This window comes from Cedecea sp. B1(4) (assembly GCF_059414925.1).
In genome coordinates this window covers 225,318-239,862 of sequence record NZ_JCAHMZ010000008.1, presented here as the reverse complement: position 1 = coordinate 239,862, position 14,545 = coordinate 225,318, and the positions used below count along the sequence as shown (strand labels likewise).

At 56.3% G+C, this 14,545-nt stretch carries 11 protein-coding genes; 8 read left to right on the top strand and 3 right to left on the bottom strand.

Annotated features, from left to right (window positions below; translation table 11 throughout):
* The first annotated feature begins 241 nt into the window (after positions 1–241).
* The 3 genes from aroL to ppnP all read left to right on the top strand — a co-directional run bounded on the left by aroL (position 242) and on the right by ppnP (position 2,149).
* Positions 242–766 carry a shikimate kinase AroL gene (gene aroL, locus ACR6JA_RS18245; RefSeq protein ID WP_008454483.1) on the top strand — a complete coding sequence of 175 codons (525 nt, stop codon included), beginning with the start codon at positions 242–244 and terminating at the stop codon, positions 764–766.
* A 329-nt stretch (positions 767–1,095) separates the two neighbouring features.
* Positions 1,096–1,773 carry an AroM family protein gene (locus tag ACR6JA_RS18240; protein WP_494494023.1) on the top strand — a complete coding sequence of 226 codons (678 nt, stop codon included), beginning with the start codon at positions 1,096–1,098 and terminating at the stop codon, positions 1,771–1,773.
* An 82-nt stretch (positions 1,774–1,855) separates the two neighbouring features.
* Positions 1,856–2,149, top strand: a complete 294-nt coding sequence (gene ppnP, locus ACR6JA_RS18235) for a pyrimidine/purine nucleoside phosphorylase (protein ID WP_494494024.1) — start codon at positions 1,856–1,858, stop codon at positions 2,147–2,149.
* A 60-nt stretch (positions 2,150–2,209) separates the two neighbouring features.
* Here the strand turns inward: ppnP and rdgC are convergent, their stop codons facing one another.
* Entirely contained in the window at positions 2,210–3,121 is a 912-nt protein-coding gene (rdgC, locus tag ACR6JA_RS18230; protein WP_008454497.1) for a recombination-associated protein RdgC, read from the bottom strand.
* Positions 3,122–3,246: 125 nt separating this feature from the next.
* Between rdgC and mak the strand changes: the two genes are divergently transcribed.
* Complete coding sequence (gene mak, locus ACR6JA_RS18225) at positions 3,247–4,158, top strand: fructokinase (RefSeq protein WP_494494025.1); 912 nt, start codon at positions 3,247–3,249, stop codon at positions 4,156–4,158.
* Positions 4,159–4,639: 481 nt separating this feature from the next.
* Here the strand turns inward: mak and sbcC are convergent, their stop codons facing one another.
* Together sbcC and sbcD are read right to left on the bottom strand one after the other, a co-directional pair.
* A complete protein-coding gene (gene sbcC, locus ACR6JA_RS18220; protein WP_494494026.1) occupies positions 4,640–7,795 on the bottom strand; it encodes an exonuclease subunit SbcC in 3,156 nt (1,051 codons plus the stop codon).
* A complete protein-coding gene (gene sbcD, locus ACR6JA_RS18215) occupies positions 7,792–9,009 on the bottom strand; it encodes an exonuclease subunit SbcD (RefSeq protein ID WP_494494027.1) in 1,218 nt (405 codons plus the stop codon). The genes sbcC and sbcD overlap by 4 nt, the downstream gene beginning before the upstream one ends.
* A 199-nt stretch (positions 9,010–9,208) precedes the next feature.
* Here sbcD and phoB point away from each other — a divergent pair, with 199 nt between their 5' ends.
* From phoB to proY, 4 genes are all read left to right on the top strand, one after another.
* A complete protein-coding gene (gene phoB, locus ACR6JA_RS18210) occupies positions 9,209–9,898 on the top strand; it encodes a phosphate response regulator transcription factor PhoB (protein ID WP_008454506.1) in 690 nt (229 codons plus the stop codon).
* Positions 9,899–9,920: 22 nt separating this feature from the next.
* Positions 9,921–11,228, top strand: a complete 1,308-nt coding sequence (phoR, locus tag ACR6JA_RS18205) for a phosphate regulon sensor histidine kinase PhoR (RefSeq protein ID WP_494494028.1) — start codon at positions 9,921–9,923, stop codon at positions 11,226–11,228.
* A 425-nt stretch (positions 11,229–11,653) separates the two neighbouring features.
* Complete coding sequence (brnQ, locus tag ACR6JA_RS18200; RefSeq protein WP_494494029.1) at positions 11,654–12,973, top strand: branched-chain amino acid transporter carrier protein BrnQ; 1,320 nt, start codon at positions 11,654–11,656, stop codon at positions 12,971–12,973.
* A gap of 72 nt (positions 12,974–13,045) precedes the next feature.
* Positions 13,046–14,416: a proline-specific permease ProY gene (gene proY / locus ACR6JA_RS18195; protein WP_494494030.1), complete on the top strand. Its 1,371-nt coding sequence runs from the start codon at positions 13,046–13,048 to the stop codon at positions 14,414–14,416.
* The last annotated feature ends 129 nt before the right edge of the window (positions 14,417–14,545 follow it).

The following is a 14,545-nucleotide window of genomic DNA, read 5'->3' as shown; positions in this document are numbered from 1 at the left end:
ATTAAGGGTTGTCATTGGCCTGGCGTTTAAAGTATTGTGGCGCAGTTAGCAGGTGGTGGATTTAGTTTACACTTGTTACGTATCAGTTAATGCCGTTATAGCTGGGTTTTAAGCGATAGGCTTCATTTTTGTAATCATAAGTTTACACTTGTCGCGTACTAGTTTAGTGGTATTATCGCATTCTGTTCTCCTGCTTTTACCCCTTGTGGCCTCAGGCCCGCATTTCCGAGGATTATCTTTGATGACTCAACCCCTATTCTTAGTCGGCGCTCGCGGCTGTGGTAAGACGACCGTCGGTCAGGCATTGGCGAGAACGCTGGGTTACGCCTTTGTCGATACCGATAGTTTTCTGCTGAACCACACCGGCAAGAGCGTGGCGGAGATTGTGGCCGAAGAGGGCTGGGAAGGGTTTCGGGCTCGTGAATCCGATGCGCTGCAGCGCGTGACGGCCCCGGCGACCGTGGTGGCAACCGGTGGCGGCATGGTGCTGGCAGAGGGCAATCGGCAGTTTATGCAGGAAAACGGTATCCCCGTTTGGTTACATGCCCCGGCGCAGGTCCTGGCTTCACGCCTGACCGCCTCTCCGGAAGAAGGGCAGCGCCCAACGCTCACAGGGAAAGGCGTTACCGATGAAATCGTTGACGTGCTCGCCGCTCGCGAAGGGCTCTACCGGCAGGTTGCCCGCCACATTGTGGACGCCACTCGCTCTCCTGATGCGGTAGTGGAAGCAATCCTCAGCGCGTTACAAATGGCCCGCGCCAGTTAGCCTATACTTAACGCTCATCCATAAGAAATTAAGGACGAGCGATGGCCATTCAGCCGCCTTCCTTCGAGATCCTGACCGGCAAGATCAGGCGTACGCCGCGCGTGCGACCTTCTTCATAAGAGAAACTTTTATCTCATTCATTTAGCTAAAATATATTCCTTAGAGATGTTGCTCAGTAGTTGATGTTTCGTTAAGGATTTCGATGTCGCTCTGGTTGTATGCTGCGGATTGTGGCGATCAAAAAGTGATCGACCCGGCGGAGTTATTTCATAGCGGACGTGGAGCAGTGCAGCGAAGAGGGCGGTAACTGAGTAATAGCGGAGCGAAGCATGAAACCAACTGTAGCCATTCTCACCGTCGGCAAAGTGTCAGTCAGTGAGGTTTTACCTTTTTTAACTGAACATATCTCTGAACAACAAATCTCCCAGGTCAGCCTGTTGGGCAATCTCTCCCCCGATGAGGTTCGCCGTCAGTTTTCCCCGTCCCCCGGCGAAGAAACGCTGCTCACGCTATTGGCGGATAACACCATTACGTCAGTCGGGCGTGACAAAATCTCCATTGCGATGCAGGGCATCATCGAACAGCTGGATAATCAGGGCTACGAAGTTATCCTGCTGATGAGCACGATGCCGCTGACGGGGTTAAGCGCCCGCAATGCCATCCTGCTGGAGCCTGAGCGCATCATACCTCCGCTGGTGGCGTCGATTGTGGATGGTCATCAGGTCGGGATCATTCTGCCGGTTGCAGAAATGATTAAGTTTCAGGAGCTGAAGTGGCGCAAGCTGACCCATCCGCCGCTTTACTCGCTTGCGAACCCGATCCACGGTAGCGAAGCCGAGCTGCTGGAGGCCGGAAAAAAACTGATCGATGAAGGGGCGGATGTTCTGGTCCTTGACTGCCTTGGCTACCATCAAAAACACCGGGATTTACTGCAAAAGCAGCTGGATGTGCCGGTGCTGCTATCCAACGTACTGGTGGCCAGATTAGCCGCAGAATTGCTTATCTGAACGGAATTAACAATTTGCGTGACAGGCCGGAGAGTTCGCCTCTATAGTGGTTTTTTCACTAATGTCGATAAAGGGCCTGTCCATGCTTCAGAGTAACGAGTACTTCTCCGGGAAAGTAAAATCCATCGGTTTTACCAGCAGCAGCACTGGCCGTGCGAGCGTTGGGGTGATGGCGGAGGGGGAATACATCTTCGGGACCGCCCAGCCGGAAGAGATGACCGTAGTGAGCGGCGCTTTGCACGTTTTGCTGCCAGGGGAAACAGAGTGGAAAACCTATGCTGCGGGCGAAGTCTTTAACGTTCCGGGCCACAGCGAGTTTCATCTGCAGGTTGCTGAGCCAACGTCCTACCTCTGCCGCTACCTGGCCGATAAATAACTGACTTTCAGGCCCCTCGTTTCACCGCGAGGGGCTTTTTTTATGCATCAGCCACGGCAATTAACGCTGTGCTTCTCCGCCGAGAGCTTCCACCAGGTTGGTAATCAGCGCCGACAGCTCGCCGGTCATCAGAATAAAATCGGCGTCGAAACGCCCGCCAAAATCTTCCCGGTCGATATCGTCGTTCTGTTCGCGCAGGATATCGGCAAACTTCAGGCGTTTGACTGAGCCATCGTCCGCCAGCACGAACTGAATGCGCTCCTGCCAGTCCAGCGCCAGCTTGGTGACCACTTTGCCGGTTTCAATGTGCGCGGCGATTTCATCGCACACCAGCTCTTGCTGCTTGCAGCGGATCACGCCGCCGCCTTCAAGGATCGCCTTGAGTTCAGCTTCGTCCATCAGCGCAAAGCCTGCCGGAACATCCCCTGAACGTACCCACTCGGTCAGCGTCAGTTCGATAGGGTTTTCCAGCGCCAGCGGGACCACCGGCAGAGAACCCAGGCTTTTACGCAGCAGGGCCAGCGTATCTTCCGCTTTTTTGGCGCTGGCGCAGTCAACCATGATCAGGCCATTGACGGTGTCTATCCACATCATAGTTTGGCTAAAGCGGCTGAAAGCGCGCGGCAGCAGGGAGTGCAGCACTTCGTCTTTCAGGGAATCTTTCTCGGTCTTCTTCAGCTTGCGGGCCTGTTCCGCTTCGAGCTTATTGATTTTGGCTTCAAGAGCCTGTTTGATGACCGGAGCGGGCAGAATTTTTTCTTCTTTACGGGCGCAAATCACAATCTGGCCGTTGGCAACATGGGTTAATGCATCGCTGTGCGAGCCCATCGGCGACACCCAGCCGGTTTTGGCCATGTCCTGGCTGCCGCAAGGGGTGAAGGTGAAGGCGGCTAACTGTTTTTCCATTGCATCCGCCGTCAGCGTGATGTCACGGCTTAAACGGTAAACCATTAAATTTTTAAACCACAGCATGATTCTGTCCCAGGTTGTCAGTTAAACGCAGCGGGCATGATAACGAATTGACGGCCTCGTTTCATTGTCTTTGCTTGGTCTGCATTTTAGGTAGTTGATAATTATCACCAAATGAGGAAGTTCTTGTGCGCATAGGTATCGATCTCGGTGGGACTAAAACAGAAGTGATCGCGCTGGCAGACGACGGTAAACAACTTTATCGCCACCGTTTGCCCACGCCAAAAAACGACTACCAGGCCACCATCAAAAACATTGTTGAGCTAGTGCGGCTGGCGGAAGAAGCCACGGGCGAGACCGGTACGGTAGGGCTTGGGATCCCGGGATCGATCTCCCCTTATACCCGGGTGGTGAAAAATGCGAACTCAACCTGGCTGAACGGGCAGCCGTTTGACAAGGATCTTAGCGTGGCGCTCAAGCGCGAAGTCAGGCTGGCGAACGATGCTAACTGCCTGGCGGTGTCGGAAGCGATTGACGGCGCTGCCGCAGGGGCGCCGATCGTCTTCGCGGTGATCATCGGCACCGGCTGCGGCGCGGGCGTGGCGATCAATGGCCGAAGTCTGATCGGCGGCAACGGCACCGCGGGCGAGTGGGGGCATAACCCACTGCCGTGGATGGATGAAGACGAACTGCGTTTCCGGGAAGAAGTACCGTGCTACTGCGGCAAACAGGGCTGTATTGAGACCTTTATTTCCGGCACCGGATTCGGCACGGACTACCAGCGCCTGAGCGGAAAAACGCTGAAAGGCCATGAGATTATCAGCCTGGCAGAGCAGCAGGATCCGCTGGCGGAGCTGGCGATCAGTCGCTATGAGACGCGTCTGGCGAAGGCGTTGGCGCATATCGTCAATATTCTGGATCCGGATGTGATCGTGCTGGGCGGAGGGATGAGCAACGTGGAGCGTTTATACCGGACGGTGCCGCAGCTGATCAAACCGTGGGTGTTTGGCGGCGAGTGTGAAACGCCCGTTCGCAAAGCGGTGCACGGGGATTCCAGCGGCGTTCGCGGTGCGGCGTGGCTGTGGCCGATAGAGAAGTAAATCGCCCCTCACCCCAGCCCTCTCCCCAAAGGGGAGAGGCGGAAAACAGATGCCGGAAACGTGGTTTTTTCCCTATGCCTCTGGGAGAGGAGTAGGGGGGAAGGGAAAAACCAGAAGCGACAGCGTAGTTGAAGTTAGTACCGGGTTTAAAGCGAAACGCGGTTCCGGCTTAAATCGCCTTCGTTTTCTCTCCGACTGGCCAGGGTCCGGACGTCGGGAACGGCCGGAGGCTGAGAGCGTCGGGAACGCATCTCAGCCGGCCCAGGACTGGGAGATAAAACGGAGGTCTGCCGCTTCAGCGGTCGATTTATTTGGCCGGGAGTCCGGGTTCTCAGGGGAATGACGGTGATTCCCCTGAGACGTTCACCGATGCGGTGGTGACATATGAAACCGAACTGGAAGTGAACGGAACCTTAACCGTTCCTTCATAAGCGTACTTGTGACTTAAAGAGCGTTCCCTCTGGTGAGAGCCTGGCAAGGATCACTCCACCGCGAAAGCCTTATCCAGCCGGCTGACACCTAACCCGTTAATCTTCTTCACCTTAATCTGCACCGGGATCCGCTCCTTCATCGCCTCAACGTGGCTGATCACGCCGATGGTTTTGCCGCTGGCGTTCAGCGTATCCAGCGCGTCGAGTGCGGTATCCAGCGTCTGCGCGTCCAGGGTGCCAAAACCTTCATCCAGGAACAGGGAATCAATACGGGTTTTATGGCTGACAAGGTCGGATAACGCCAGCGCCAGCGCCAGGCTCACCAGGAAGCTTTCGCCGCCGGAAAGCGTGCGGGTGTCACGTACCGCATCGGCCTGCCAGGTATCGACCACCTGTAACTCAAGCGCCTCGCTGTCTTTACGCTGCAGCAAGTAGCGCCCGTGCAGGCGATTGAGCTGATTGTTTGCCAGCCAGACGAGGTTATCCAGCGTCAGACCTTGCGCAAATTTGCGGAATTTATCCCCTTCTTTGGAGCCGATAAGTGCGTTGAGGTAGCCCCAGTCTTCCGCCTGAGCTTCACAGGCTTTTATTTCCTGCATCAACGTTTGCTGGCGAACCCGGTTTTCCTCGTCGTGCCGCAGCTGCTGGGTAATTTGGCCCTGTTGTGAAGCATTCTCACGCAGTTGGAGGGCAAGCGCCGAGATTTGCGTCTCCAGTGCGCCAGGAGCTGTTTCTTCATGCAGATTTTCTGGCCGCGCCGATAAGTGTTGAGTCAACGCACTTTCAGCCTGTTCCAGCAGAGTGACCTGCTGCTGATGCTGGCGTTCCAGAAGCTGTTTACGCTGTTCCAGCTCAAGGCGCTCGACCTCTTCCAGCAGAGCGCTGCGGAAATCGGCTTCGTCGCTGAACTGGCTGGCCAAAAGTGCATTCCCGAACTGCGTCCGCGCCGCCGTGCTTTCTTCTGCACTTTGCTTCAGTTGCTGTTGCAGGGACTGGCGCTGCCCTTCCAGCAGGTTGCAATCGTTATGCAGCGCTTGCCAGTTTTTCAGCGCCGCCTCATGCTCGAGTTCATCCAGCGGCTGCGGGGCGGAGCCATCGTCCGCAAGGGTTGAGAGCAACATGTCGAGAGTGGAGAGCTGCTGGCGAAGCTGCGGCAGTTTGTCCTGCTGGTGCTGCCATTGCTGAGATTCCCTTTGGCGAGCCTCAAGCCAGGTTTGCTCTTCGCCAGGCTCAGGATGCTGGAGACCGGCCTGCTCCAGCCCCGCTTGTAGTGAAGCGCGCTGCGCCACAAAGTCTCCGTGCAGTTTCTCATGCTGCTGGTTATCGCGCTGATATTGCGCCTCCAGCGCCTGCCGCTCGCCGAGCTGGCGCAGTTGTTGCTCGCGCTGTTCCTGCTCTTCAAGCCACGCGCTGAGATCGTCCTGAGGTGTTAAAGCGATAGCGAGTTCCGCGCACTGCTGCTGCCAGCGGGCTGACAGTACAGTTTTTTCTGCCTCGATGGCGGTGCTGGCCTGTGCCAGTTTTTCGCGCTGCTGGCGCTGGGTATCAAGCTGACCTTTAAGGGCAAAGCCAAGCTCTGCGAGTTTAGCCACTTCTTGCTTAAGAGCGGCCAGGCGCTGTTGGTGCTCCCCAGGTTCGAGAGCCTTATACGCCTCTACAGCCGGGTGTTGGGTTGAGCCGCAAAGCGGACACGGCGAGTCAGGCTGCAGGCGTGCGCGCTCGGCTTCAAGGCTTTGGATGCGCTTTTCCTGTTCGACGACTTTTTCCAGATCCGCTTCGTGCTGGCGTTTGTCTTTGTACTGCTGGCGCTTTTTCCCCAGGTCAACGTCTCGCTCGGCAATCTGTTTATCCAGCTCGACAAGCTCGCGCTGTTGCTCGGTTTTGCGTTTCTCCAGCGTGGCAAACTGCGGCTGCAAAGTAGCCAACAGCTGGCGGGCAGGCCGGGTTGCCAGCATCTGCTGTAAATGAGCGCTCACTTCATCAGGAGAAAGGCTAAGCTTTGGCTCCGGCAGCGCCTGCAGCTTTTGCCGACTGGCCTCGAGCGCCTGCTTTAGCTCGGTAAGCTGTTTTTCGTCGCGCTGCTGCTGCGTGAATGCCATGCGCCAGCCCGTCAGTTCGGCAGACCAAAGTCGATAACGGTCATTCGCTGCGAGCCAGTCTTCGACCTGCTGAGCTTCTCTCTTCAGCCGCTGAGCCTGTTCGGCGGCCAGCATTCGGGTTTGCTGCCGGCGGACGGAAAGCTGATGTAAGCGGGTATTCACTTTCTCCGCCGCCTCGCTGTTTTGCTTCAGCGACTGCTGCTTTTCCTGCAGCCGCTGCCAGTCAGGGCGAAGTTTTTCGGCGGGCAGAGCTCGGGTCAGTTTCGCCAGCATGGGCTCTGCGTCTTTGACCGCCTGGCTGGCTGTGTCCAGCGCCTGTTGCTTTTGGGCTTTGTCGGCAGAAAGTCGGGCTAGCTGAGTGAGCCACTGCTGGTGTTGCTGCTGCCGTTGGAGCTCCCTGGACAGCTTTTTCTCTTCCAGAGTGAGCGCCTGCAAACTCTCGGTAAGCTGCTGTTGCTGCTCAGCGGTTAGTAGCGCGACGCCGGAAGCCTGAGCCAGCAGGTTTTCAAGGCGGCTTTTGATTTGCTTATGATTTTCAAACACCGCGGCGGAAACGGTGCCGTAAATCTCCGTGCCGGTGAGCTCTTCAAGCAGCGAGGCGCGGTCGTTGGCATCGGCGTTTAAAAAGGCGGCGAACTGCCCCTGGGAGAGCATCATTGAGCGGGTGAAACGGTCGTAGTCGAGCCCGGTGAGCGCGGCGATAATCTCCAGCTTGTCTTTGATTTTATCCGCCAGGATTTTGCCGTCGCTGATTTGAGCCAGCTCCACGCGCGGCGCCTGAAGATTGCCGTTTGCCGCGTTGCGGGCGCGGTTCTGGCTCCAGAAGGCGCGGTAGCCCGTACCTTTTACCTCAAACTCGACTTCGGCCAGGCATTCTGCTGTGTCGCGGGTCATCAAGTCATTTTGCGACTGCGACACGGTGCTGAGGCGCGGTGTCTTGTGGTACAGCGCCAGGCAAATGGCATCCAGCAGGGTGGTTTTGCCGGCGCCCGTGGGGCCGGTGATGGCAAACAGCCCGTTGCTGGCGAAAGGTTCCTGGGTGAAATCAATTTTCCACTCGCCTTTCAGGGAGTTAATGTTTTTTAACCGCAGGCTGAGGATCTTCATACCTGTTCCTCCTGCTGGTGCAAATCTGAAAGGGTTTGGGCAAACAGCGTTCTTAGCCTGGCGGCGCGCTCCTCGCTGGTTTCTTCCTGACTCAGCCGCCGCTCAAAAACTTCTTCAACGCTTAACTCGCTCAGCGTCTCTTTATGCTGGCTGGCAATCACCCGCTCGCGCTGTTCGCGGCTGCGGCGAAGCAGGACAACTTCGACCGGCAAATCGTCGGTCAGCGCCTGCACCTGACGCTGCATGTCGTGCAGATATTCGTCGGTGGCGATTTCGATATCCAGCCAGACTTTGGGTTCAGCAGGCGCGTTTCGCCACTGCTCTAGCTGCTGCTCGATTTCACTCAGTGACCCTTTCACGATGGCCAGCGGCTGGCTGATGGGGACTTCCAGAGGCTCGACGCTGGTTAGCGCTCCGCCGCTGAATGTCACCAGAAAAACGGTTTTTGCTTTGCCGGTTTCGTCGAAACTCAGCGGAATCGGCGAGCCGCTGTAGCGAATATGCTCCGTGCCGCCAATTTTTTGCGCGCGATGAATGTGCCCGAGCGCAATGTAGTCGGCGGGCGGGAAGTGCTGCGCCGGGAAGGCATCCAGCGTGCCAATATAAATGTCACGCACCGCATCGGATTTCGTGACGCCTACCGTGGTCAGGTGCCCGGTCGCAATAATCGGCAGTGGCTGGTCACCGCGAAGCGCCACGGCGGCGGCATAACATTGCTGATAATGTTCGCTGATGGCTTCCATTAAAGATCGCTGTTTTTCATGGCCGGACAGCCCCGCCTGGCTGCTTTGAATGTCGCGAGGACGCAGGAAAGGAATTGGGCAGAGAATCGCCCCCGGCGTGCCGTCTTTTTGGTTGAGCAGCAGCGCCTGTTCGTCTTTGTTATGGCGGGCGCTGGCAATGACGCGGGTGTTCAGGCAGGCCAGCAGCTCGCGGGATTCATTCAGGGTAGCTACGGAATCGTGATTCCCCGCCAGCACCACCAGCTGGCAGCCGGTGCCCTGCAGCTGCACGACAAAACGATTATACATTTCACGGGCGTAGCTCGGCGGCGAGCCGGTATCAAAGATATCTCCCGCGACGAGGATCGCATCCACCTGATGTTCGACTGCGGCGTTTAACAACCAGTCGAGAAAGGCCTGATGTTCAGAAGCCCGGCTTTTGGTATAGAAGTTTTGGCCGAGGTGCCAGTCTGATGTGTGGAGAATGCGCATAACCTGTCCCATGGCAAAGAGGCGAATTACCGATTATAAGCTATTGAGCTGGCAGCGTAACCGTCAGTAAAAATCCATGGCTGTCATAATTCAAAAAGGTGAAATATCTGGCCGTCATCTTTTTCATAAATCTGTCACAAATCTGACGCATACTGGCGCACAATTAATAAGAGATGGTCTCTTTTCAACAGGGTAAATCATGGCGAGACGCATTTTAGTCGTAGAAGATGAAGCTCCGATTCGTGAAATGGTGAGCTTTGTGCTCGAGCAAAATGGCTTCCAGTCGGTAGAGGCGGAAGATTATGACAGCGCGGTTAACCTGCTGATTGAACCTTTCCCCGACCTGATCCTGCTGGACTGGATGCTGCCAGGCGGTTCCGGGATCCAGTTCATCAAGCACCTGAAGCGCGAAGCGCTGACCCGCGAAATCCCGGTGATGATGCTGACCGCGCGTGGCGAAGAAGAAGATCGCGTGCGTGGCCTTGAAGTCGGTGCCGATGATTACATCACTAAGCCGTTCTCGCCTAAAGAGCTGGTGGCGCGTATTAAAGCGGTGATGCGCCGTATTTCCCCGATGGCGGTGGAAGAAGTGATTGAGATGCAGGGGCTGAGTCTTGACCCGTCCTCACACCGCGTGATGACCGGCGAAGATCCCCTCGACATGGGGCCAACTGAATTTAAGCTGTTACACTTCTTTATGACCCACCCGGAGCGCGTTTACAGCCGTGAACAGCTGCTCAATAACGTTTGGGGAACGAACGTTTACGTTGAAGACCGTACCGTAGACGTGCATATTCGTCGCCTGCGTAAAGCGTTGGAAACAAGTGGTCATGACAAAATGGTGCAAACAGTTCGCGGCACGGGTTATCGTTTTTCAACCCGTTTTTAATATGCTGACAGGAGCGTGACGCGTGCTGGAACGGCTGTCATGGAAAAGGCTGGTACTGGAGCTGGTGCTCTGTTGTATGCCAGCGGCAATTCTCGGATTGATTTTTGGCCACCTGCCGTGGTTTTTACTGGCGGCAGTGACCGCCCTGCTAAGCTGGCATTTCTGGAATTTACTTCGTCTCTCCTGGTGGCTGTGGGTTGACCGCAGCATGACCCCGCCGCCCGGGCGGGGAAGCTGGGAACCTCTGCTGTACGGGCTGCACCAGATGCAGCTGCGTAATAAAAAGCGCCGCAAAGAGTTAGGCAACCTGATCAAACGCTTCCGAAGCGGAGCCGAATCGCTGCCCGATGCGGTGGTGCTGACCACCGAAGAAGGCACCATTTTTTGGTGTAACGGCCTGGCGCAACAGCTGCTTGGCCTGCGCTGGCCGGACGACAGCGGCCAAAATATCCTCAACCTGCTGCGTTACCCTGAATTCTCGCAATACGTGGCGAAGCAGCAGTTTGGCCGCCCGCTGACGCTGGTACTGAACAATGGCCGTCATCTTGAGTTCCGCGTGATGCCCTACGCCGACGGGCAGTGGCTGATGGTGGCGCGAGACGTCACGCAGATGCACCAGCTTGAAGGCGCTCGCCGCAATTTCTTTGCCAACGTTAGCCATGAGCTGCGCACGCCGCTGACCGTGTTACAGGGTTATCTGGAGATGATGCAGGATCAGGCTCTGGAAGGGCCGCTGCGGGATAAAGCGCTGCATACCATGCGCGAGCAAACTTCGCGCATGGAAGGGCTGGTGAGGCAATTGTTAACGCTGTCGCGCATCGAAGCCGCGCCCACGCTGTCGATGAATGAGAAAATCGACGTGCCGCTAATGCTGCGCGTGGTGGAACGAGAGGCGCAGACGTTGAGCCAGCAGAAGCAAACGCTCACTTTTAACGTTGAGCCAGGGCTGCATGTTTACGGTAACGAAGAGCAGCTGCGCAGTGCGATCTCTAACCTGGTGTATAACGCGGTGAATCACACGCCTGCCGGGACGCACATCACCGTCACCTGGCGCAGGTTGCCTCACGGCGTAGCGTTCAGCGTGAAGGATACCGGGCCGGGGATCTCCGCCGAGCACATTCCGCGCCTGACGGAGCGTTTCTACCGAGTAGACAAAGCGCGTTCCCGGCAGACCGGAGGCAGCGGGCTTGGGCTGGCCATCGTGAAGCATGCCCTTAGCCATCATGATGCGCGGCTGGATATCGAAAGCGTACCGGGGCAGGGCTCGACGTTTTCGTTCATCCTGCCCGAGCGCTTAATCGCCCCTGAGTCAGCGGTGGCTGCACATTAATTCACCGTAACCGTCAAGTACACTTTCCACAGGCCAGTTTTCTGGCCTTTTTGTTTGTATTTTCATCACTCGTTAAGTGATGAATATTGAATTGGTGCTTTTTTGTCCGAATGATAAGCCATAACAAAAGCGTATAATCAACTTTATTCACTGCTTATGCGTATTTTTAAAGGATATATTTCTGGTTTCCCGATCCCTTCTTGTCTTCAAACGCTATAAGCGTTTTAATTGCCCCCCTGTTATTACCAGACCGACTGAAATTGCGTGGTAATTCGACTAACTATTCTTCGCCACCGATCCGGAGAAGCATATTCCGCTGTCGTTACCGGTAATAACCGCGTTTTTACCGAACGTTATTTGGACTGAGCGTCGGTTTAAAAATTTGAGCATTTTCAACACCACACATCCACAGGCTGCTTTATTTTATGACCTATCATTTGAAATCTCGTGACATCATCGCTCTGGGCTTTATGACCTTTGCGCTGTTTGTGGGCGCGGGCAACATTATTTTCCCTCCTATGGTTGGCTTACAGGCTGGCGAGCACGTCTGGACGGCGGCGCTTGGCTTCTTGGTCACGGCGGTAGGTTTACCCGTTCTGACTATCGTGGCGATTGCCCGCGTCGGCGGCGGTATTGACAGCCTTAGCTCGCCTATTGGCCGCCGCGCCGGTATTTTGCTGGCGACCGTCTGCTACCTGGCCGTAGGGCCGCTGTTTGCCACGCCGCGTACCACCACCGTTTCCTTTGAAGTGGGGATTGCTCCGCTGACCGGCATGGGCGATATGCCGTTGTTTATTTACAGTCTGGTGTACTTTGCGCTGGTGATCGGTATTTCTCTTTATCCGGGTAAGCTGCTGGATACCGTGGGCCACGTGCTGGCGCCGGTGAAAATCATCGCGCTGCTGATCCTGGCGGCCGGGGCGGTGCTGTGGCCAGCCGGTGGCCTGAGCACGGCGACTGAAGCCTACCAGAACGCGGCGTTTTCTAACGGCTTCGTGAACGGTTACCTGACGATGGACACGCTGGCTTCGCTGGTGTTCGGTATTGTTATCGTGAATGCCGCGCGCTCTCGCGGTGTGACCGAATCTCGCCTGCTGACCCGCTACACGATTTGGGCTGGCCTGATTGCCGGTATCGGCCTGACGGTTATCTACCTGGCGTTGTTCCACCTCGGTTCCGATAGCGCGAACCTGGTCGATCAGAAAGCCAACGGCGCGGCTATTCTGCACGCTTATGTGGCGCATACCTTTGGCGGGGCCGGTAGCTTCTTCCTGGCTGCGCTGATCTTCCTGGCTTGTCTGGTTACCGCCGTAGGCCTGACCTGTGCCTGCGCGGAGTTCTTTAGCCAGTATCTGCCGCTTTCTTACCGCTCGCTGGTGTTTATCCTCGGTCTGTTCTCGATGGTGGTATCTAACCTGGGCCTGAGCCACCTGATTCAGATTTCGATCCCGGTACTGACGGCAATCTATCCACCTTGTATTGCCCTGGTGGTGCTGAGCTTCACCCGTCCGTGGTGGAACAATTCCACCCGCGTTATTGCCCCGGCGATGCTGATAAGCCTGCTGTTTGGTATTATTGACGGCATTAAGGCATCGGCCATCAGCGACATGCTGCCTGGCTGGGCGGCGAAACTGCCGCTGGCGGATCAGGGACTTGCCTGGCTGCTGCCGACCGTTGCGATAGTGGTGATCACCGCTATCTGGGACAAAGCAGCGGGGCGCCAGGTCACCTCCGCCGCCCACTAAGTTTTTGATTGCTAAGTAACCACGGAGTCGTCCTCCGTGGTTTTTTTATTGTAAAGCGTGGTACTTGGATTCATGGAAAACACCAACAAGCTCAAGCGCGGTTTGAGCACCCGGCACATTCGATTTATGGCGCTGGGGTCGGCGATTGGCACAGGGCTGTTTTACGGGTCGGCGGACGCCATCAAAATGGCGGGGCCGAGCGTTTTGCTGGCGTATATCATCGGCGGCGTGGCGGCCTATATTATTATGCGCGCGCTGGGCGAAATGTCGGTGCACAATCCCGCAGCCAGCTCGTTTTCTCGCTATGCTCAGGACAACCTTGGGCCGCTGGCTGGCTATATTACCGGCTGGACCTACTGCTTTGAGATTTTGATTGTTGCCATCGCCGACGTGACCGCATTCGGGATCTACATGGGTATCTGGTTCCCGGCGGTGCCGCACTGGGTCTGGGTACTGAGCGTGGTGCTGATTATCTGCGCCATCAACCTGATGAGCGTGAAGGTGTTCGGCGAGCTGGAGTTCTGGTTCTCATTCTTTAAAGTAGCCACCATCATCATCATGATTATTGCCGGGATCGGCATTATCGTGTGGGGGATTGGCAACGGCGGCCAGGCGACCGGTATCCACAACCTGTGGAGCAACGGCGGCTTCTTTAGCAACGGCTGGCTGGGCATGATCATGTCTCTGCAGATGGTGATGTTTGCCTACGGCGGGATTGAGATTATCGGCATCACCGCAGGCGAAGCGAAAGATCCGCAAAAATCCATTCCGCGCGCGATAAACTCCGTGCCGCTGCGTATTCTGGTGTTCTACGTGGGGACGCTGTTCGTCATCATGTCCATTTATCCTTGGAACCAGGTGGGCACCGAGGGCAGTCCGTTTGTGATGACCTTCCAGCATATGGGCATTACCGCTGCAGCCGGTATTCTGAACTTTGTGGTTATCACGGCTTCGCTCTCGGCGATTAACAGCGATGTGTTTGGTGTGGGCCGCATGCTACACGGCATGGCCGAGCAGGGGAGCGCGCCTAAAATCTTCGCCAAGACTTCCCGCAACGGTATTCCGTGGGTCACCGTTGTGGTGATGGCCTGCGCGCTGCTGCTGGCGGTTTACCTGAACTACATCATGCCGGAAAACGTCTTCCTGGTGATTGCGTCGCTGGCAACGTTCGCCACCGTTTGGGTCTGGATAATGATCCTGCTGTCGCAGATTGCCTTCCGCCGCCGCCTGTCGCCGGAAGAGGCGAAAGCGCTGAAATTCCCGATCCCCGGAGGCGTAGCGACGACCATAGTGGGCCTGGTGTTCCTGGTGTTTATTATCGGGCTGATTGGTTACCACCCGGAAACCCGTATTTCGCTGTACGTGGGCTGCGGCTGGATTGCGCTGTTGCTTATTGGATGGGTTGTTAAGCGCCGGGTTAAGGCGCAGTCATTGCCAGTTTAGTGGCCGATTCGGTTAGAACGTCGTGTCAGGTTTTACCCTCTCCCGGAAGGGAGAGGGGATAAATAGCGTTCCCCTCATTCGCTTTTCCCCCTCGCCCCTTTGGGGAGAGGGCCGGGGTGAGGGGAATAA

Excerpts from the sequence above, each read along its gene's own strand:
- ACR6JA_RS18240 (WP_494494023.1), top strand. The coding sequence starts at position 1,096 with ATGAAACCAACTGTAGCCATTCTCACCGTCGGCAAAGTGTCAGTCAGT.
- sbcD (WP_494494027.1), bottom strand. The coding sequence starts at position 9,009 with ATGCGCATTCTCCACACATCAGACTGGCACCTCGGCCAAAACTTCTAT.
- proY (WP_494494030.1), top strand. The coding sequence starts at position 13,046 with ATGGAAAACACCAACAAGCTCAAGCGCGGTTTGAGCACCCGGCACATT.
- rdgC (WP_008454497.1), bottom strand. The coding sequence starts at position 3,121 with ATGCTGTGGTTTAAAAATTTAATGGTTTACCGTTTAAGCCGTGACATC.
- phoB (WP_008454506.1), top strand. The coding sequence starts at position 9,209 with ATGGCGAGACGCATTTTAGTCGTAGAAGATGAAGCTCCGATTCGTGAA.
- brnQ (WP_494494029.1), top strand. The coding sequence starts at position 11,654 with ATGACCTATCATTTGAAATCTCGTGACATCATCGCTCTGGGCTTTATG.
- ppnP (WP_494494024.1), top strand. The coding sequence starts at position 1,856 with ATGCTTCAGAGTAACGAGTACTTCTCCGGGAAAGTAAAATCCATCGGT.
- sbcC (WP_494494026.1), bottom strand. The coding sequence starts at position 7,795 with ATGAAGATCCTCAGCCTGCGGTTAAAAAACATTAACTCCCTGAAAGGC.
- aroL (WP_008454483.1), top strand. The coding sequence starts at position 242 with ATGACTCAACCCCTATTCTTAGTCGGCGCTCGCGGCTGTGGTAAGACG.